Below are 17,743 nucleotides of genomic sequence, written 5' to 3'. Positions count from 1 at the left end.
TGCTGCGCATCTCCGTCATCGGCACCGGTTATCTCGGTGCCACGCACGCCGCGGGCATGGCCGAACTCGGCTTCGAAGTGCTCGGGGTGGACAACAATCCGGCCAAGGCGGCCGCGCTCTCGGCGGGGCGGGTGCCCTTCCACGAGCCCGGACTGCCGGAATTGCTTGCCGGACATGTGGAATCCGGCAGGCTGCGGTTCGGCACCTCGCTGGTGGCGGCCGCCCGGTTCGCCGATGTCCATTTCCTCTGTGTCGGAACGCCGCCCGGAACCAACGGCGCGGCGGACCTGTCCCAGTTGTACGGGGCCATCGAGGGTTTGGTGCCGCATCTGACCCGCAATTGCCTGATCGTGGGCAAGTCGACGGTGCCGGTCGGCACCGCCGAGGCGCTCACCGCCCGCATCGCCGAGCTGACCCCGGACGGCATCTCGGTGGATCTGGCCTGGAATCCGGAGTTCCTGCGCGAGGGTCACGCGGTGCACGACACGCTCAGCCCGAATCGGCTGGTGTTCGGCGTCACCACGCCGGACGCGGAATGGGCGCTGCGCCAGGTGTATTCGACCCCGATCGCGGGTGGCTCACCGGTGGTGATCACCAATCTGCCGACCGCCGAGTTGATCAAGGTCTCCGCGAATGCCTTTCTGGCGACCAAGATCTCGTTCATCAATGCCATGGCCGAACTGTGCGAGCTCACCGGCGCGGATGTGACGCTGCTGGCGGACGCGCTCGGGCACGACGATCGGATCGGCCGCAAATTCCTCGGCGCCGGACTGGGTTACGGCGGCGGCTGTCTGCCCAAGGATGTGCGCGCGCTCATCGCCCGCGCCGGTGAACTGGGCGCGGCCGAGACCGTGGACTTCCTGCGCGATATCGACACCATCAACCTGCGTCGTCGCGAGCGGGTGGTGCGCGAGACCCTGGATCTGCTGCACGCCACCGGTTCCCATCGGGTGGGCATCCTCGGCATCGCCTTCAAACCACTGTCCGACGATGTACGCGATTCGCCCGCGCTCGATGTGGCGGTGCGGCTGCAGGCCGCCGGTGTGCAGGTCACCGCGTTCGATCCGGCGGCCACCGTCCCGGCGCGCGCGGTCGCCCCGCAGCTGATCTACGCGGCCACCGCGGCGGCCGCGCTGCACGAGGCCGATGTGGTGCTGCACCTCACCGAGTGGAGCGAGTTCAGGGACCTTGATCCGGTCTTCCTGCGCACGGTGGCGCGCGGCTGCACCCTGATCGATGCCCGCAATACCCTCGATCCGGAACCGTGGCTGGCGGCCGGGTGGGATTTCCGGGCGCTGGGCCGTCTGGTCGAATCCCGGAATCCGGTGGCGCGACCGGAATCCCGGGCACCGCTGAGTGCCGCCGCGCCGGAGCCGTTGCGCCCGGGTGCGTTGCGCGGCTCCCGGCGGGGCGTGGAAGCACCTGCCACACTGGCGGATTCGGCGCTGACCCGATTGCGTGCCCGGGTGCGCCGTTCGGCCTGACACCCCCGTCATCCCGGCGCGCCTTTGGCCGGGATCCACACGGTCCAGGCATCACAGCCCGGTGTGGATCCCGGCCAAGAGCATGCCGGGATGACGAGGAGACCTCGGGCTCGATCGATTCAGTGCGGTTTGTTATGGGTCATAAAGCTGGTTTGTCCGGCTTGCGACCTGGGGACGTGCGGTGCGGTTGCCGAACCTCGAGCGCGAATATATTCGGGATTCGCATGTAATCGGTGTTTCGCAATTCCCCCCAACCGGACCTACCGGCATGTAACTATGTGCCTGATTTGCAGGACTCTGGTTAGGGGTACACGTGACTGGGGTGGGGACGCTGGTATCGCGGGTGATCGGCTTGATCGCCCTGCTGATGCTCGCCGTTTTCGCGCTGCGCGGCTACATCCCCGGCACCGGCGGACCGTCCGCGCCGGGTGCGCCGTCGGCGGTGACGCTGGCGCTCATGCCGGTATTGCTGCTGGTCTCGGTGGTCATCCTGGCCGCGGGTGTGATCAATAGTCAGCACCGGCTGCCACTTTCGATGCCCGAACTGGATCCGGATCGCGAGCGCGAACGCACCGGACTGCCCCGGCTCGGACTGCTGGTGCTGGTCGCGCTGGCCGCCATCGCGCTGGTCGCCACCGCGGTGCTGTCCATCTACCTGGTCGGTCCCGGCCGCAAAGAGCCAGCGGATCAGACGTTTTCGACCCAGCCGCCCACCTCCGGCGCGACCCAGCCGGTCGACACCCTGTCGCCGCCACCGGAAGCGCTGTCCGATCCGCCGCTCAGCGGCACCGTGCTGGTGCTGGTGGCCGTCGGCGCGGTCGCGCTGGTGCTGGTCGCCATGACCGGTCTGGTGGTGGTCGCGGTCGGCTCCACGCGCCGCCCGGAACCGAAGATCGCCGGTATCGCGCCCAGTACGCCGGAAGAGGCGGTCTCACTGGCCAAGGTGGCGGAAATGGGCCTGGCGGCCATGATCGCGCCCGGTCAGGATCCGCGCACCGCCATCATCGCCTGCTATGTCGCCATGGAACGCGGTCTGGCACAGGCGCGGGAGGTGGCGCCGCTGGCCTCGGACACCCCCTCGGAGGTGCTGGCGCGCGCCTTCGATCGCGGCTTCCTGCACGATGCCTCCGCACGAGAGTTGGTGGCGCTCTTCGAGGAAGCCCGGTTCAGTCCGCACTCCATGCTGGAGTGGCAGCGCATGCGGGCCGAACAGCTGCTGCGCATCGTCTTGGCCGATCTACAGGGACAGGCGGAAACCGCATGAACCGGATAGCGATAGTGGTCGGCGGCCTGCTGCTGGCGGGCCTGTTCGAAATGCTCGCGCTGCACAACGATCGCACCACCGTGCTCCCGATAGCCGCCATTCCGGTGGCCGGGGCGCTGGGACTGCTGGTCTGGTCGCTGCTGGACCGGGCCCGCCGGTACCAGCCGGCCAGTCCGGAAGATCACGAGATCGACAATGGCCCAGCGGAAATGCTCAATCGCTGGCAGGCTCGGGCACAGATGCTGGCCGATCGGTCCGAGGGCAGCCGCGCGGACTGGGACCGGCATCTGCGGCCGCTGCTCGCGAAGGAGTTCGAACTGACCAGTGGCCATCGGATGGCCAAGAACCGGCGCGCCACCGAGACCGCCGGGCAGTTGCAGTTCGGACCCGAACTGTGGCGCTGGGTGGATCCCGCCAATTCGGCGCTGCGTGACCAGACGAATCCGGCACCCGGCCGACCGGCGCTGGATGAGATCCTGCGCCGCCTCCAGAACATGTGAACGGGTTTTTCGATATGCGAGTACTGATATGACCTCACCGATGGACGTGACCGTCAAGCGCACCGATGCCGTGCTGCGGGAGATGTCCCGGGTGGTGGTGGGCAAGCGGGATGAACTGCAGCTGATCATGATCGCCGTGCTGTCCGGCGGGCACATCCTCATCGAGGATCTGCCCGGACTGGGCAAGACGCTCATCGCCCGCTCGTTCGCGACGGCGCTGGGCCTGAACTTCACCCGCGTGCAGTTCACCCCGGACCTGCTGCCCGCGGACCTCATCGGCTCCACCATCTACGATATGCATTCGGGCCGGTTCACCTTCCGGCGCGGCCCGGTCTTCACCAATATGCTGCTGGCCGACGAGATCAACCGCACCCCGCCCAAGACTCAGGCCGCGCTTTTGGAGGCGATGGCCGAGGGCCAGGTGTCGATCGACGGGGAAACCTTCCCGCTGCCACAGCCTTTCGTGGTCATGGCGACCGACAATCCGATCGAGTACGAGGGCACCTATCCGCTGCCCGAAGCCCAATTGGACCGCTTCGCACTGCAATTGCGGCTCGGCTATCTCTCCGAGACCGATGAGATGCAGATGATCCGCCGCAGGCTGGAGCGCGGTTCGCAGCCCGCTCAGATCGGCCAGGTGGTCGACTCCGAGGGCCTGATGGAAATGCGCCAATCCGTGGAGTTCGTGACCGTGCACCCCGATGTGGTCGGCTACGTCGTCTCCCTGGCCGCCGCCACCCGCAGCCACCCACAGGTCGAGGTCGGCGCCAGCCCCCGAGCCGAACTCGACCTGGTCCAAATGGCCCGCGCCAGAGCCCTTCTCAACGGCCGCGACTACGTGGTACCCGAGGACGTCAAGGCCCTGGCCATCCCCGCCATGGCGCACCGCATCACGCTGCGCCCCGAAATGTGGGTCCGCCGCATCCGCGGCGAGGACGTCATCGCCGAACTGCTGCGCCGCCTCCCGGTACCCCGCGCCAACCAGGCATGAGCGATCGCGTAGGCCGAACATGAACTCCCACCCCGCATTACACACCGTGCGCCGTGCGGCACCACCCCGGACGCCGGGCCCCACGGTCGCCCCGGCAGGGCTTCCCACCCTCGTCATCCCGGCATGGCCTGGTTGGCGCGTATGAAGCATCGGGATGAGAGTGCGGCCTCCTCGACCGAATTGCGGTGGCGGCCCGCGCCGTTGGTGTTCATGCTGGCGGTGGTGTCGGTGCCCGCGCTGGTGGCGGCGATCGTATTGGGGCAGTGGCAGTTGGTGGTGTTCGCCGCGCCCATGCTCGGGGTGCTGGCGACCGCGCCGTTGCAGTTGTCGCGCACCAGGATTCAGGTGGACGGGGTCGGGGTGCTGCGCTGCTTCGAGACCGAGGAAGTGGTGTTGACCGCGGCCGCGTTCGTGGAGAGCGGACACGCGTTGCTGCGCATGCATTCTCAGCGGGTGGCCGGGATGGACACCCAGGTGGAGGAGGCGTTCGATTCCGGGGCCGCGCCCGCCGGGATGCGCATCGCGCTGTCCGCGCCGCGCTGGGGCCGGTATCCGATCCCGGTGCGGGTGACGGCATTGAGTCCGGCGGGCCTGGCGGTGGCTTCGGTGCAGCTGCCCGCGGGGGACGTGTACGTCTATCCGATCACCGATCCGCAGCGAATGCGATTGCCGCGCACCGAACTTCCGGAGCGCATCGGCACGCATCTCACCCGCAGGCACGGTCCGGGCGTTGAGTTCGCCGATGTGCGCGCGTACGCCCCGGGTGATCAGCTGCGCACCGTGAACTGGGCGGTCAGCGCCCGGCGCGGGCGCTTGTTCGTGACCGAGCGCTTCACCAACCGCGCGGCGGATGTGGTTGTGCTGGTGGACACCTCGCTACAGGCCCCGGGCCCGGCCTCGGAGTCGCTGGAGCTCTCGGTGCGCGGCGCGGCGCAGGTGGCGCAGTCGGCGCTGCAGGCCGGTGACCGGACAGCCGTTGTCTGCCTGGGCCGTTCACCGCGCTGGCTGCGCCCGGATATCGGCCGCCGCCAGTTCTATCGCATCGTCGACACCGTGCTCGATGTGGGCGATGAGCATATCGCCACCCAGGGGTCGCTGGCCCCGCACGCGGGCGTGCCGATCGGCGCGGTGGTGGTCGCCTTCTCCACGCTGCTGGACACTCAATTCGCCCTGGCGCTCATCGATCTGCGCAAGCGCGGGCACGTCGTGGTGGTGGTGGACGTGCTGCGCGGCCCGCCGTTCTCCGATGGCCTGGATTCCACCCTGGCGCGCATGTGGCAGCTGGAGCGCACCTCCATGTACCGCGATATGAGCACGGTCGGCGTGGATATCGTGCCGTGGCCCGAGGACGCGCGCCTGGATCAGATCATGCGCCTGCTGCCCCAGCAGCGCCGAACCGTGCGGGTGCGCCGATGACCAGATTCCTCGCGGTGCTGTCCGGTTTGCTGCTCGCGCTGGGTGTCGCCCTGGTGTTGCCGTGGGCGGCGATTCCGACGCTGGCGTTCGCGATCGCGGGCTGGCGGTGGCGGGTGAGCGCGGTCGGCGCGGTGCTGGCCGCGTTGGCCGTACTCGCCTTCGTCGAGACCGGCGCCCTGGTTGCCGGGGCGATCGGCCTGGTCGCCACCACCTACCTGCTCAATACCGCGACGGTATCGGCACCGGTGGGGGTGGTGCCCACCACCATCCCCTCGGTGGCGGGCGCCCTGATCTTCACGGTGGCCGCCGGAACGGCGACGTTATTGCCTGCGGGCTTGTCCTGGATTCCGATCGCGGCGCCGATAGCGGTGATCCTGCTGTACGCCTTGATCATTCGAGGACTGGTGGACGAACGTTCCGGCGGGTGAGGGTTACTGCAGGGCCGGCGGCATCCGCGTCGGCTTGATGCGTCCGGCGTCGACGAGGGCGCGGAAGGCCGCACCCTTGCGATCGCATTCGCCGACCACGCAGCGGCGGTGCTGCTGCATGGTGCGGTGCGCCTCGGTCACATCGAGTTCGTGATCGGGGGCGCCGTGCGACCAGACGGAGGTGGACAGGACGGGATCGGCGGATACGGTGTGCTCGTTGCTGATTCGCTCGCGTATCCGATCCACCGACAGTCTGTCCGGATCGCGATGCGGTTGATGCAGGCTCACGAACGTGACGGCCATGATCGTGAGCATTGCCAGGGTGGCTGTGAACACCTGCCAGCCGGCCATTGGTTCACCTTCTCCATGTCTATCGGTTGTATCGGTGTGTATCAGGGGTAGTTCGCTAGATATTCACCATAAGACCGGAGCGGTCCATCGGGCCAGTACTTCATAGGTCAGAAACAGCCGAATTTCGGCCTATAACAGCAACTTACCGACCGGTTCCGGCCCGAAGTACGCCGAGAGTTTGCGAAGATTTTCCTGTGACCGACGGCCAGGCGCAGTTGCGTTCCATAACCAGTGCGGCACTGCTGGTCGAATTCGCGTCGGGACGGGGGATACCCACGCCTGCGCTGTTGCGCGGCACCGGAATTCGCGAAGGCGACCTGCTCGACTCCACCGCCGAGATCACGCTCGGGCAGGAATTGGCCCTGATGCGCAATGTGGTGGCCGAGGTCGGCGATGAACCCGGTATGGGTTTGATGGCGGGCCTGCTGTGCCATCCGCCCAGCTTGGGGGTGCTGGGCTTCGCGCTGATGAGCTGTCCGACCGTGCGCGACGCGGTCGGTTTGGCGCTGCGGTACGCGGATCTGTCCTTCACCGTGGCCCGGCATCACCTGGTCATAGACGGCGCCGATGTCTCAATTGTCCGGGACGACAGCGGAGTTCCGCGCGAGGTGCGGCGCTTCGCGGTGGAGCGCGATGTGGCGGCCATCTGGACCATCCAGCAGGATGTACTGCCCATGCGGCCGCCCATCACCCGGGTGGCGGTGGCCTTTCCGCCGCATCCGGTCTACGAGATGTTCGGGGCCATGCTCGGGGTGGAGGACGTGGTTTTCAATGCCGCGCGCTCGGCGGTGACCGGTCCGGCCGATATTCAGAGTCTGCAACTGCCGCAGGCGAATTCGGCCACGGCGCGGTTCTACGAGCAGCAGTGCGCCGATCTCATGCAGCGCCGCCGCAGCCGGGTCGGGATCAGCGGGCGGGTGCGGCAGCTGCTCATCAGCCGCGGCGGTATCGCCGATCAATCCCGCATCGCGGCCGAACTCGATCTGAGCGTTCGCACCCTGCGCCGCCGCCTCGCCGATGAGGGCACCACCTTCCGGGAGCTGACCACCGAGACCATCGGACTGCTCGCGGAGGAGCTGCTCATCACCGGAATGACGGTGGAGCAGGCCGCGATTCGGCTCGGCTACGCCAGCGTATCCGCGTTCACCTCGGCCTTTCGCGCCTGGAAGGGGCAGTCGCCCGGGCAGTTCGCGCGCGAGAACCGCGGGCGCGTGTCCCGGGCGAGCTGACGCTGTATCGGGAGCGCCGAACGCTGTATCGGGAGAGCCGAACCCGATATCAGGGGTGAGCTGAACGCTACGGCTCGCGCGGGTGCGAATCGGGCGAAGGCCCCGGCGCCCGACCCTCGAATGCACTATGGCGATTGAAAAATTCCGATCGCCCGGAATTCTTACGGTGACCCAAATCAGCAAGGGCCGCGACCGAAAATCGGTAGCGGCCCGGCTGTTTCGGGGGGTTTACGCGGTGTGCGTCAGCACCACATCGGCCAGCACCGGGGCGTCATCGCGCTCCACCACGGTCGCGGCGATGAGCAGTTCGCCGTCGGTCTCCCAGATCCGGGTGCGCAGCGTCTCGCCCGGGTAGAGAACTCCGGCGAAACGGGCACGGAATCCGGTGACGCGGGCGGCATCCGAGCCCAGCGCGGTATCGGTCGCGGTCTTGAGGACCAGGCCGTACGTGCACAGGCCGTGCAGAATCGGGTTGGGGAATCCGGCATTTCGCGCGAACTCCGGATCCGAGTGCAGCGGATTGCGGTCACCGCACATGCGGTACAGCAGCGCCTGCTGCGGCAGCGTCGGTGTCAGCACATCGAAATCCGGTGCGCGGTCCGGGAGTTCGGCCTTGGCCGATGGGCCACGATCGCCGCCGAAGCCGCCCTCGCCCTTGGCGAAGATGGAAGAGCGCGCGGTCCACAGCAATTCGCCGTCCGAGCTGGTGGCGGTGTGCTCCTGCCAGATCACCGCGGCCGAGCCCTTGTCCCAGATCTCGCTGATCCGGCGCTCGAAAACCGCCTTGCCCGAGGCCGGAATCGGCCGGTGCACCACGATTTCCTGGCTGCCGTGCACAACCTTCGCGAGGTCGATGTCAACACCCGGGAACTGCACCTTGGGTGGCTCGGTTTCGTGGAAAAACGGTGCGACGGTTGCGAAAGAGGGCAGAACTTGCGGATTGCGGTCATCCAGGTACCGAAGTTCGGCCGGTTCCGTCCAGCGCTCGCCCGCGCCCAGCGCCAGGTTGTACAGCTGTACATCCGACGGGGTCCAGCTGAAGTCGACGGACGGCAGCACCGCGCCGAGCGCGATATTCGGATCGATGGGCATTACTACTCCTCGTGAGATCGGTGGGCATAGACCCATCGGGTCCGATACTCCGGTGCACGGGCCGCGCGCGGCAAGCGGCGCGCCCGCTCGCCGGGACAGCTACCCCGGTGACATTTCAGTGTGTGATGCCCGCCGCGCCACCGGGCAGGGGGTTCCGGCGGTGCGACGGGCAGGGGGTGGGTTGGGCGCGGGTACGACGTGACCCGACTCGCGCCCAACCCGTCCTGAACTGGGTTGGGACAGTTCAGGAGTTCTGGTCGGCCGTCACGGCCGCGCCGTTCTTCGCCTTGGCGGCGATATCGAGCGCGGCGAGATAGCCGAAGGTGATCGCGGGTCCGATGGTCGCGCCGGGACCGGCGTAGGTGTGACCCATGACGGGGGAGGAGGTATTGCCCGCCGCGTAGAGGCCCTCGATGACGGTGCTGTCCTCGCGGAGCACGCGGCCGTCGTTATCGGTGACCAGGCCGCCCTTGGTGCCGAGGTCGCCCGGGTACATGCGGACACCGTAGAACGGGCCGACCTCGAGCTTGTTCAGGCAGGGGTTCGGCTTGATGGTCGGATCGCCGTAGTACCGGTCGTAGGCGCTCTTTCCGCGCTGGAAGTCCTCGTCGACGCCGCTGTCCACGAACCCGTTGAAGCGTTCCACGGTCGCGGTCAGGCTATCGGCGGGCACGCCCAGCTTCTCGGCGAGTTCGGCCAAGGTCGGCGCCACGACGATGTTGTCGTTTTCCATCCAGCGGGACGGAAAACGCTGACCGGGCTGCAGACCAGCGAAGATGTAGCGACTCCGGTAGCGCTGGTCGAAAACCAGCCACGAGGGCACGTTCTCGCCCGGACCATCACCCTGCCCGTATTCGCCGCCGTACATGGTGTGCACAGCCTCGACGTAAGGAGCGGACTCATTACCGAATCGCTTGCCTTCGTCGTTGACGATGATGCATCCCGGCAGATTGCGCTCGGCGAGTGCGAACCACGGCTTGCCCTGGCCCTTGAGCGTGGTGGGACCCCACCAGGCGTCTTCCATGAAGTCAACGGCCGCACCGGCTTCCAGGCCCGCGCGGATGGCGTCGCCGGTATTGGCGGCCGCACCGGTGGTCCATTCGGTGGTGATGGGTTCACGCTGGTACTTGTGCCGCATATCGGCGTTGTGCTCGAAGCCGCCCGCGCCCAGGATGACGCCGTACTTGGCGTTGAAGCGGACGGTCTCGCCGTTCTGCTCGGCCTCGACGCCGGTGACGACACCGTTCTCGATGACCAGTCCGGTGAGCGGAGTGTTCAGCAGCACAGGCACATTCGCGTCCAGCAGGCCCTTGCGCATACCGGCGATGATCGCCTGGCCCATGCCGACGAGCGCCTTGCCGGTGACTTTGCCCCAGGCCCAGCGGGTTCCGACGCGCAGCACGGTGGCGAAGCCGATGGGATGGCGGCGCAGCAGGTTCAGCTTCTTGTAATCCGCCTGCAGGATAACGACATTCAGCGGAGCCTTGGAGTAGGGCGGTTCCAGGTTGAAGCGTTCGGCGCCGAGGATCTTGAGGTTCAGCGGCTTGGGTTCGCAGGAGCGGCCGTCCGCCTTGCCGCCCGGTGCCTCCGGGTAGTAGTCGGAGTAGCCCGGTACCCACTTCATCTTCAGTGCGGAGTGGTCCAGCACGAAGTCGAAAGCTTCCGCGCCGCGGTCGATATAGGTATCGATCTTGTCGGCGGGCACCACGTCGCCGATGATGCTGCGCAGGTAGGTGCGCGCTTCCTCGCGGTCGTCGGGGCGTCCCGACGCCTTGAGCGCCTTATTGCCCGGAATCCAGACACCACCGCCCGAGCGGGCGGTGGATCCGCCGTAATGCGCGGCTTTCTCGATGAGCACCACGCGCAGACCGCGGTGTGCGGCGGTGAGGGCGGCGGTCATACCGGCGGCACCGCTGCCGACCACCACCACGTCGTAATCCCGATCAGTCATGTAGAACACGTTATAGAATCAATCCTGGTTTGGTCTATGTTGGTCTGGCAGGTGGGACTGCTGAGGCGATTTACTTCACAAAAACTCGTTTCAGTTTCTAGTCTCGTAACTGCTTGGCCATCACCTGGCCCCCCTGATGGAAGGAACACAGCGTGCTGACCGACGCGCTTCGTAAGGAACTCGCGGACGAACTCGCCGTCGCAGAACGGGACCGTATCGCGCTCGACCCGCTGGTCGCGCGGCATCCCGACATCGACGTGGTCGATGCCTACGAGATCCAACTGATCAATATGCGTCGGCGGTTCGCGGGCGGGGCCAAGGTGGTGGGTCACAAGGTGGGCCTGTCCTCCAAGGCCATGCAGCAGATGATGGGCGTGGACGAACCCGACTACGGACATCTCCTCGAGGAGATGGAGGTCTTCGAAGACGTTCCGGTCGACACCGCCAAGTTCCTGTACCCGCGCGTCGAGGTCGAGGTCGGCTTCATTCTGGGCGCGGATCTGCCGGGCGAGGACTGCACCGAGGAAGACGTGCTGAAGGCCACCGTCGCCTACGCGCCCTCCATCGAGTTGATCGACACCCGCATCAAGGACTGGAAGATCGGCCTGTGTGACACCATCGCCGATAACGCCTCCTCGGCCGGATTCGTCCTCGGCAAGCAGCGCGTGGCCCCGGATCAGTTGGACATCAAGGCAATCGACGCCGTGCTGACCCGCAATGGCGAGGTCATCGCCGAGGGCCGCTCCGACGCCGTGCTCGGCGACCCCACCATCGCGGTGGCGTGGCTGGCCCGCAAGGTCGCCCAGTTCGGCGTGCGCCTCAAGGCCGGAGACATCATCCTGCCGGGCTCCTGCACCCGTGCCATCGACGCCCGTCCGGGTGACGAGTTCATCGCCGAGTTCACCGGACTCGGCTCCGTCCACCTGTCTTTCAGCTGAGCTCACCGAAGTAGGAGAAAGCCGTGACCGCAAGCAAAGTCACCGCCGCGATCGTCGGGTCCGGCAATATCAGCACCGATCTGCTGTACAAGCTGCTGCGTTCGGACAAGATCGAGCCGCGCTGGATGGTCGGCATCGACCCGGAGTCCGAGGGCCTCAAGCGCGCTCGCGGCCTGGGCCTCGAGACCTCCCCCGAGGGCGCGGATTGGCTGCTCGCCCTTGACGAGAAGCCCGATCTGCTGTTCGAGGCCACCTCGGCGTACGTGCACCGGGCTTACGCGCCGAAGTACGAGGCCGCGGGTATCCGCGCGGTCGACCTCACCCCCGCGGCCGTCGGCCCCGCCGTCATTCCGCCGGTGAACCTGGACTCGCTGCGCGATGCCATGAACGTCAACATGATCACCTGTGGTGGCCAGGCGACGATTCCGATGGTCAACGCGGTCTCCCGGGTCGTTCCGGTGTCCTACGCCGAGATCGTGGCCTCGGTTTCCTCGGTGTCGGCCGGTCCCGGCACTCGCGCGAATATCGACGAGTTCACCAAGACCACCTCCAACGGCGTGGTGAGCATCGGCGGTGCCGAGCGTGGCAAGGCGATCATCATTCTGAACCCGGCCGAGCCGCCGATGATCATGCGCGACACCATCTTCTGCGCGATTCCCGAGGACGCCGACCGCGATGCGATCAGCGAGTCGATCTTCCGCATGGAGAAGTCCATCCAGGAATACGTGCCCGGTTATCGTCTGCTCAACGATCCGCAGTTCGACGAGCCCTCGCTGGTCTCCGGTGGCCTGGCGAAGGTCTCGATCTTCGTCGAGGTCGAGGGCGCGGGCGACTTCCTGCCGCCGTACGCGGGCAACCTGGACATCATGACGGCTGCGGCCACCAAGGTCGGCGACGTGCTGGCCGATCAGATCCTCTCGGCTCGGGTGTAAGGGAGAACTCAACCATGAGCAATGTGCTGAAGCCCTTCTCGGGCGAACTCGATGTGCGCGTCACGGACACCTCGCTCCGCGACGGCTCGCATCACAAGCGCCACCAGTTCACCGTCACCGAGGTCCGCGATATCGTCGGCGCCCTCGATGCCTCCGGCGTGCCGGTCATCGAGGTCACCCACGGCGACGGCCTCGCCGGTTCCTCGTTCAACTACGGTTTCTCCAAAACCCCTGAGCAGGAACTGATCAAGGCCGCCGCGGAGACCGCCAAACAGGCCAAGATCGCCTTCCTCATGCTGCCCGGAGTGGGCGTCAAGGAAGACATCAAGATCTCGCAGGACAACGGCGCGTCCATCTGCCGCATCGCCACGCACTGCACGGAGGCCGATGTCTCCATCCAGCACTTCGGTTACGCACGGGATCTGGGTCTCGAGACCGTCGGCTTCCTCATGATGGCGCACTCCACCACCCCGGAGCTGCTCGCCAAGCAGGCGCGCATCATGGCCGATGCGGGCTGCCAGTGCGTCTACGTCGTCGACTCCGCCGGTGCCCTTGTGCTGGAACAGGTTTCGGATCGCGTGTCCGCGCTGGTCGCCGAGCTCGGCGATGACGCGCAGGTCGGTTTCCACGGCCACGAGAACCTGGGCCTGGCCGTCGCGAACTCGGTGTACGCGGTGCGCGCCGGCGCCACCCAGATCGACGGTTCGGCGCGCCGCTTCGGCGCGGGCGCGGGCAACCTGCCCGTCGAGGCCTTCATCGGCGTCTGTGACAAGCTCGGCGTCAAGACCGGCGTCGACTTCTTCGCCATCACCGACGCGGCGGAAGACGTTGTGCGCCCGGCCATGCCGAGCGAATGCCTGCTGGACCGCCAGGCCCTGATGATGGGTTACGCGGGCGTCTACTCGTCCTTCCTGCGGCACGCGGAGCGCCAGGCCGAGCGCTACGGCGTCTCCGCCGCCGAAATGCTGGTGCGCGCGGGCAAGCGCAAGCTGGTCGGCGGCCAGGAAGACCAGCTCATCGATATCGCCCTGGAACTCCAGCGCGAGCAGGCGGCGGTCACCGCCTGATCCGCTGGCATAACGAACTGGGCCGCAACCACTTTCGGTTGCGGCCCAGTTCGTCGTTCACGCACCGCTCAACCGCGCAGTCAAGGAACGGCGACCGCCAGTGTCGCGTATCCGAGCGCCGCGAATACGTCATCGGCTTCCAAATCGGGATGATCGCCGAGAATCTCCTCGACCGACACCCCCGCCGCGAGCAGCTCGAGCACCAGCTCCACGGGATAGCGCATCCCTCGAATCACCGCCCTGCCACCGCAGACGGCCGGATCGAAGGTAATCCGCTCCTGATAGGACATGCCCCGAATTCTAGGGTCGCACCCTAACCGAACTCTGTGGTTGCGGTGATCCCACCCTATGACTTGTCCTCTACTGTCAACCCATGACCGACATCGTCCTCTACGGAGCCGACTGGTGCGGCGACTGCCGCCGAGCGAAAACCTGGCTCCGCGAAAACCACATCCCCTTCACCGAGATGGACGTCGAACACGACGACACCGCCCGCGAAAAGGCCATCGCCCTCGCCAACGGCCGCAAGAACATCCCCGTAGTGGTCTTCCCCAACGGCACAGTCCTCATCGAACCCACCAACGCCGACCTCGCGGCAGCCCTCGCGGATTAGCGTCGCGGCTGGTAGCGGCCATTGGCAGGAAAGTGCCAATGCTGGCGAACCGGTGTTCCCGGGGCTGATGATGGGGGTATGCGGCAGCAGAGTGTGAATGTGCCGGGGGTTGTCCGGATTCGGCCCAGTGGGGATCTGGGTGGGGATGTGCGGCGGTTGTTGCGTGGGGTGCGGAGTGAGGCCGTGGTGGCGGTGTCGGGGTCGCTGCGGGGGGAGCGGCATTATGTGTTGGGGCACAGTGCTGTTCGGCAGTTGACCGGGGCCGGGAAGCGGGTTCGGGTGTTGTATTCGCCGGACTTCTTGGAGTCTCGGGATCGGTTGCCGTTGCTGGCGGATTCGGCGGTGGGGCCGGTTATTCGGGTGTCCAGCACCGGGTTTCGCAATGCGCTGATCATCGATCGGCGGGCGGCGGTGCTGTGGAGCGGGGTGGGGGCGGTGGATCCGTATGTGGTGCTGGTGCGGGATCCGGTGTTGATCGGGACCATTCATCAGTTCGCGACCATGACGTGGGAGGCGGCGGCCCGGGTCGAAGGGCGCAGGGAGATCGGGCAGCCGAGCTTCGACGACAGGTCGCTGGCGGTGCTGGATGCGCTCGCGCAGGGGGTCAAGGATGAGGTCGCGGCGCGGGAGTTGGGGGTGTCGCTGCGAACCTATCGGCGGGTTGTCGCGGATCTGATGGTGCGGCTCGAGGTCGGTACGCGTTTCCAGGTGGGGGTGCGGGCGGCTCAGCTGGGGCTGATCTCGCTGGACTAGGGTGAGACTTGTGGATAAATAGTCGAGATTTTCAGCTATTCATCGTCTTGTTCGATCCGCATAACGTTGTCCTCGTTCGGTTCGCCGGAGTGGCCGGAGACCAGCGGTAGAGGGAGAAGACGATGCGGGCGGTAATTCAGGAATCCTTCGGCGGACCCGAGGTGCTGAAGGTGGTCGAGATCGCGAAGCCGGAACTGCTGTCGGGTGAGGTGCTGGTCCGGGTGCGGGCCAGTGCGGTGAACCCGGTGGATGTGGCGGTACGGTCGGGGGCGTTCCCGTTGTTGGGGCAGCCGCCGTTCGGGGTGGGCTGGGATATCTCAGGGGTGGTCGAGGCCGCCGGACCGGGAGCCCGGTACGAGGTCGGTGACGAGGTGTACGGGATGCCGTTCTTCCCTCGTGCCGCGACCGGATACGCCGAATACGTGGCCACGCCTTCGCGGCAGGTGGCTCGTAAGCCCAAGTCGCTCAGTCATGTTGAGGCGGCCGCGCTGCCGTTGGCCGCGCTGACCGCGTGGCAGGGGTTGGTGGACCGGGCGGGCGTCAAGGCGGGGGATCGGGTGCTGATTCACCGGGCCGCCGGTGGCGTCGGGCATCTGGCGGTGCAGATCGCCAAGGCGCGGGGTGCGTATGTGATCGCGCTGGCCAGCGCCGAGAAGCACGATTATGTACTCGGTCTCGGTGCCGATGAGGTAATCGACTACCGCACAACCAATTTCACCGAAGCGGTCGAGGACATCGACATCGTGTTCGATTCGGTCGCCGATGGCGCGCGATCGCTGACGGTGTTGAAGCCGGGCGGGGTGCTGGTGAGTATCCTCGAGCACCCGAACGCCGAACTGGCGGCGACGGTGCAGGCGGCCGGGCGGCGCTTCGCGGGCGTCTCGGTGGAGCCGGATTACGCCGCGCTGGAAGCGATCGCGGAACTCGTCGACGCGGGCAAGCTGCGCCCCACCGTCGCCGAAACCCTGCCGCTGGCGGATGCGGGCAAGGCGCACGAGATCGTCGCCGAAGGTCGCACGGTGGGCAAGATCGTGCTCACGGTCGACTGAGGATGTCCCGGACCATCGTCCGTCGAATAATGAACCCGGAGCTCGATGCGGAATCGGGCTCCGAACCGAAGGAGAACGGCATGGATGTGCTGAGCGAGGCGCTGGCCTCCATGCGAACCGGTGCGCCGAATTCGGTGCGCACCGAGGGCCGCGCCCCGTGGGGTCTGGCTCTGCCGGAGACCGCGGGCGCGGGATTCCATGTGGTGCTGCACGGTTCGTGCTGGATCTACCCCACCGCGCACAGCACCGAACCGATCGCGCTCGGCACCGGCGATGTGGTGTTCGTGCGGGACGGTTCCGGGCATGTGCTCGCCGACCATCCCGATACCCCGGCCGCGGTATCGCGTCCCGATCAGTACACCGGCCGTCCGCCGATCGGCGCGGTGCGGATCGGCGGGGATGGTCCGGTGACCAGCCTGCTCTGCGGCAACTATCACCTGGACGGGCAGCGCCCGCATCCACTGCTGCGGCAGCTGCCCGAGTTCATCCATCTGCCCGCCCGGGACGGCCGGCACCCCGAATTGGCCGCCGCCGTAACACTTTTGCGCGCCGAGCTGGATAATCCGCGGCTCGGCTCGCACGGTATCGTGCCCGCACTCATCGATTCGCTGCTGCTGTACATCCTGCGCGCCTGGGTGGAGGAGCGGCCCCGCTCGGAAGCGGTGGGATGGGCTGCGGCCCTGCGTGATCCGGCCGTCGCCCCGGCACTGGCCGCCATGCACGACGATCCGGCCGCGGCCTGGACCGTGCAATCGCTGGCCGATGCGTCCGGCCTGTCCCGCGCCGCGTTCGCCCGCAAATTCAACACCATGGTCGGCGAGCCCCCGCTGGCCTACCTGACCCGCTGGCGGCTCACCACCGCCGCGCGCCTGCTTCGCGAGGACGATCTGCCGATGGATCGGGTCGCCGCCCGCGCGGGCTACAGCTCGGAGTTCGCCTTCGGTAAGGCGTTCAAGCGCGAATACGGTGTAGCCCCTGGGCAATACCGCCGGCAAGCGCGTGCCGCGGCGTGAATTCCCCAGCTGTGCACAACTTATCCACAATGCACAGCGCCCCTGTGGATGAATTCCACAGGGGCGCTTGCGCTGTCGACTCAGCTCACAACCAGGTATCGAGCGTGGTGGTGGTGAGGAAGTGCTCCAGGTCCGCACGCCAGGGCGCGGGCACGGTCTTCTCCGGCTCGATGGCCGTGTACTGCCCGCGGTAGAAGAGCAGGGGCCTGCCGGAATCGGTGGATTCCGACAGGGCCTGCACGCGGCCGATCACGATGTAGTGATCACCGCCGTCGACGACCTGATCCACAGTGCACTGGATCGTGGCCAGGGCGTCGTCGAGCACCGGCAGCTCCAGAGCGGAAGTGCTCCAGGGAACTCCGGCGAACTTGTCCGGTTCGCGCGAGCCGAAGCGCGCGCACACCGATTGCTGTTCCTCGGCGAGGATATTGACGCAGAACTTGCCGTTGGCCTCGATGGCCGCCCACGATTTGGACGCCTTGGTGGGGCAGAACACGATCAGGGGCGGATCCAGGGACAGTGCGGCGAACGACTGGCAGGCGAACCCGATCGGCGCGCTGTCCCCGTCGAAGGTGGTGATGACGGTGATGCCGGTGCAGAACTGCCCCAGCACATTCCGGAATTGCCGTGCGTCGATCTCGGGCTGATCGTCCGTCGTTGTCATGGCCGCCT

19 protein-coding genes are annotated in these 17,743 nt (G+C 66.9%); 14 read left to right on the top strand and 5 right to left on the bottom strand.

Annotated elements, in window-relative coordinates; all coding sequences use genetic code 11:
* The first annotated feature begins 2 nt into the window (after positions 1-2).
* The 6 genes from ACFVUS_RS18830 (at position 3) to ACFVUS_RS18805 (ending at position 6,083) form a co-directional block, all read left to right on the top strand.
* Positions 3-1,484 (top strand): UDP-glucose dehydrogenase family protein, encoded by a 1,482-nt coding sequence (locus ACFVUS_RS18830; protein WP_387769981.1) that lies wholly within the window; start codon positions 3-5, stop codon positions 1,482-1,484.
* Positions 1,485-1,797: 313 nt separating this feature from the next.
* Positions 1,798-2,748: a DUF4129 domain-containing protein gene (locus ACFVUS_RS18825; RefSeq protein WP_387767488.1), complete on the top strand. Its 951-nt coding sequence runs from the start codon at positions 1,798-1,800 to the stop codon at positions 2,746-2,748.
* Positions 2,745-3,248: a hypothetical protein gene (locus ACFVUS_RS18820; RefSeq protein WP_387767485.1), complete on the top strand. Its 504-nt coding sequence runs from the start codon at positions 2,745-2,747 to the stop codon at positions 3,246-3,248. The genes ACFVUS_RS18825 and ACFVUS_RS18820 overlap by 4 nt, the downstream gene beginning before the upstream one ends.
* Before the next feature lie 28 nt (positions 3,249-3,276).
* On the top strand, positions 3,277-4,239 hold the full coding sequence (locus ACFVUS_RS18815; protein WP_387767482.1) for an AAA family ATPase: 963 nt from the start codon (positions 3,277-3,279) through the stop codon (positions 4,237-4,239).
* 141 nt (positions 4,240-4,380) lie between these two features.
* Positions 4,381-5,655 carry a DUF58 domain-containing protein gene (locus tag ACFVUS_RS18810; protein ID WP_387767479.1) on the top strand — a complete coding sequence of 425 codons (1,275 nt, stop codon included), beginning with the start codon at positions 4,381-4,383 and terminating at the stop codon, positions 5,653-5,655.
* Positions 5,652-6,083: a hypothetical protein gene (locus ACFVUS_RS18805; protein WP_387767476.1), complete on the top strand. Its 432-nt coding sequence runs from the start codon at positions 5,652-5,654 to the stop codon at positions 6,081-6,083. The genes ACFVUS_RS18810 and ACFVUS_RS18805 overlap by 4 nt, the downstream gene beginning before the upstream one ends.
* A 3-nt stretch (positions 6,084-6,086) precedes the next feature.
* Here ACFVUS_RS18805 and ACFVUS_RS18800 read toward each other — a convergent pair whose 3' ends face one another.
* Entirely contained in the window at positions 6,087-6,434 is a 348-nt protein-coding gene (locus ACFVUS_RS18800) for a hypothetical protein (RefSeq protein WP_387767473.1), read from the bottom strand.
* 194 nt (positions 6,435-6,628) lie between these two features.
* On the opposite strand from ACFVUS_RS18800, the gene ACFVUS_RS18795 reads away from it, so the two are divergent.
* Positions 6,629-7,663 (top strand): AraC family transcriptional regulator, encoded by a 1,035-nt coding sequence (locus tag ACFVUS_RS18795; RefSeq protein WP_387767470.1) that lies wholly within the window; start codon positions 6,629-6,631, stop codon positions 7,661-7,663.
* 228 nt (positions 7,664-7,891) lie between these two features.
* On the opposite strand, the gene ACFVUS_RS18790 is transcribed toward ACFVUS_RS18795, so the two are convergent.
* Both ACFVUS_RS18790 and kstD read right to left on the bottom strand, forming a co-directional pair.
* Positions 7,892-8,755 carry a MaoC/PaaZ C-terminal domain-containing protein gene (locus tag ACFVUS_RS18790; protein WP_387767467.1) on the bottom strand — a complete coding sequence of 288 codons (864 nt, stop codon included), beginning with the start codon at positions 8,753-8,755 and terminating at the stop codon, positions 7,892-7,894.
* Positions 8,756-8,999: 244 nt separating this feature from the next.
* Positions 9,000-10,706 (bottom strand): 3-oxosteroid 1-dehydrogenase, encoded by a 1,707-nt coding sequence (gene kstD, locus ACFVUS_RS18785; RefSeq protein WP_387767464.1) that lies wholly within the window; start codon positions 10,704-10,706, stop codon positions 9,000-9,002.
* A 152-nt stretch (positions 10,707-10,858) separates the two neighbouring features.
* Between kstD and ACFVUS_RS18780 the strand changes: the two genes are divergently transcribed.
* From ACFVUS_RS18780 to dmpG, 3 genes are read left to right on the top strand one after another with little or no spacing between them, the layout of a single operon-like run.
* Positions 10,859-11,644, top strand: a complete 786-nt coding sequence (locus ACFVUS_RS18780) for a 2-keto-4-pentenoate hydratase (protein ID WP_387767461.1) — start codon at positions 10,859-10,861, stop codon at positions 11,642-11,644.
* Positions 11,645-11,667: 23 nt separating this feature from the next.
* Positions 11,668-12,576 (top strand): acetaldehyde dehydrogenase (acetylating), encoded by a 909-nt coding sequence (locus ACFVUS_RS18775; RefSeq protein ID WP_354989731.1) that lies wholly within the window; start codon positions 11,668-11,670, stop codon positions 12,574-12,576.
* A 14-nt stretch (positions 12,577-12,590) separates the two neighbouring features.
* A complete protein-coding gene (dmpG, locus tag ACFVUS_RS18770) occupies positions 12,591-13,643 on the top strand; it encodes a 4-hydroxy-2-oxovalerate aldolase (RefSeq protein ID WP_364637752.1) in 1,053 nt (350 codons plus the stop codon).
* An 80-nt stretch (positions 13,644-13,723) separates the two neighbouring features.
* Here the strand turns inward: dmpG and ACFVUS_RS18765 are convergent, their stop codons facing one another.
* On the bottom strand, positions 13,724-13,933 hold the full coding sequence (locus ACFVUS_RS18765; protein ID WP_364637754.1) for a DUF433 domain-containing protein: 210 nt from the start codon (positions 13,931-13,933) through the stop codon (positions 13,724-13,726).
* A gap of 83 nt (positions 13,934-14,016) precedes the next feature.
* Between ACFVUS_RS18765 and ACFVUS_RS18760 the strand changes: the two genes are divergently transcribed.
* From ACFVUS_RS18760 to ACFVUS_RS18745, 4 genes are all read left to right on the top strand, one after another.
* Complete coding sequence (locus ACFVUS_RS18760) at positions 14,017-14,256, top strand: glutaredoxin family protein (RefSeq protein ID WP_387767456.1); 240 nt, start codon at positions 14,017-14,019, stop codon at positions 14,254-14,256.
* 78 nt (positions 14,257-14,334) lie between these two features.
* Entirely contained in the window at positions 14,335-15,009 is a 675-nt protein-coding gene (locus ACFVUS_RS18755) for a hypothetical protein (RefSeq protein WP_387767453.1), read from the top strand.
* 122 nt (positions 15,010-15,131) lie between these two features.
* Entirely contained in the window at positions 15,132-16,058 is a 927-nt protein-coding gene (locus ACFVUS_RS18750; RefSeq protein ID WP_387767450.1) for an NADP-dependent oxidoreductase, read from the top strand.
* A gap of 80 nt (positions 16,059-16,138) precedes the next feature.
* Positions 16,139-17,071: an AraC family transcriptional regulator gene (locus ACFVUS_RS18745; protein WP_387767447.1), complete on the top strand. Its 933-nt coding sequence runs from the start codon at positions 16,139-16,141 to the stop codon at positions 17,069-17,071.
* Positions 17,072-17,156: 85 nt separating this feature from the next.
* Here the strand turns inward: ACFVUS_RS18745 and hsaB are convergent, their stop codons facing one another.
* Positions 17,157-17,735, bottom strand: a complete 579-nt coding sequence (gene hsaB / locus ACFVUS_RS18740; protein WP_387767444.1) for a 3-hydroxy-9,10-secoandrosta-1,3,5(10)-triene-9,17-dione monooxygenase reductase subunit — start codon at positions 17,733-17,735, stop codon at positions 17,157-17,159.
* Positions 17,736-17,743: the final 8 nt, after the last annotated feature.

It is taken from the genome of Nocardia sp. NPDC058058 (assembly GCF_042885355.1).
Classification (GTDB): Bacteria; Actinomycetota; Actinomycetes; order Mycobacteriales; family Mycobacteriaceae; genus Nocardia.
This window is presented reverse-complemented; position numbering and strand designations above follow the sequence as displayed.

What these genes read in the sequence shown, in the direction of transcription:
- dmpG (WP_364637752.1), top strand. Translation starts at nt 12,591, where the DNA reads ATGAGCAATGTGCTGAAGCCCTTCTCGGGCGAACTCGATGTGCGCGTC.
- ACFVUS_RS18790 (WP_387767467.1), bottom strand. Translation starts at nt 8,755, where the DNA reads ATGCCCATCGATCCGAATATCGCGCTCGGCGCGGTGCTGCCGTCCGTC.
- ACFVUS_RS18760 (WP_387767456.1), top strand. Translation starts at nt 14,017, where the DNA reads ATGACCGACATCGTCCTCTACGGAGCCGACTGGTGCGGCGACTGCCGC.
- ACFVUS_RS18745 (WP_387767447.1), top strand. Translation starts at nt 16,139, where the DNA reads ATGGATGTGCTGAGCGAGGCGCTGGCCTCCATGCGAACCGGTGCGCCG.
- ACFVUS_RS18815 (WP_387767482.1), top strand. Translation starts at nt 3,277, where the DNA reads ATGACCTCACCGATGGACGTGACCGTCAAGCGCACCGATGCCGTGCTG.
- ACFVUS_RS18810 (WP_387767479.1), top strand. Translation starts at nt 4,381, where the DNA reads ATGAAGCATCGGGATGAGAGTGCGGCCTCCTCGACCGAATTGCGGTGG.
- ACFVUS_RS18765 (WP_364637754.1), bottom strand. Translation starts at nt 13,933, where the DNA reads ATGTCCTATCAGGAGCGGATTACCTTCGATCCGGCCGTCTGCGGTGGC.
- kstD (WP_387767464.1), bottom strand. Translation starts at nt 10,706, where the DNA reads ATGACTGATCGGGATTACGACGTGGTGGTGGTCGGCAGCGGTGCCGCC.
- ACFVUS_RS18750 (WP_387767450.1), top strand. Translation starts at nt 15,132, where the DNA reads ATGCGGGCGGTAATTCAGGAATCCTTCGGCGGACCCGAGGTGCTGAAG.
- ACFVUS_RS18805 (WP_387767476.1), top strand. Translation starts at nt 5,652, where the DNA reads ATGACCAGATTCCTCGCGGTGCTGTCCGGTTTGCTGCTCGCGCTGGGT.
- ACFVUS_RS18820 (WP_387767485.1), top strand. Translation starts at nt 2,745, where the DNA reads ATGAACCGGATAGCGATAGTGGTCGGCGGCCTGCTGCTGGCGGGCCTG.
- ACFVUS_RS18755 (WP_387767453.1), top strand. Translation starts at nt 14,335, where the DNA reads ATGCGGCAGCAGAGTGTGAATGTGCCGGGGGTTGTCCGGATTCGGCCC.
- hsaB (WP_387767444.1), bottom strand. Translation starts at nt 17,735, where the DNA reads ATGACAACGACGGACGATCAGCCCGAGATCGACGCACGGCAATTCCGG.
- ACFVUS_RS18800 (WP_387767473.1), bottom strand. Translation starts at nt 6,434, where the DNA reads ATGGCCGGCTGGCAGGTGTTCACAGCCACCCTGGCAATGCTCACGATC.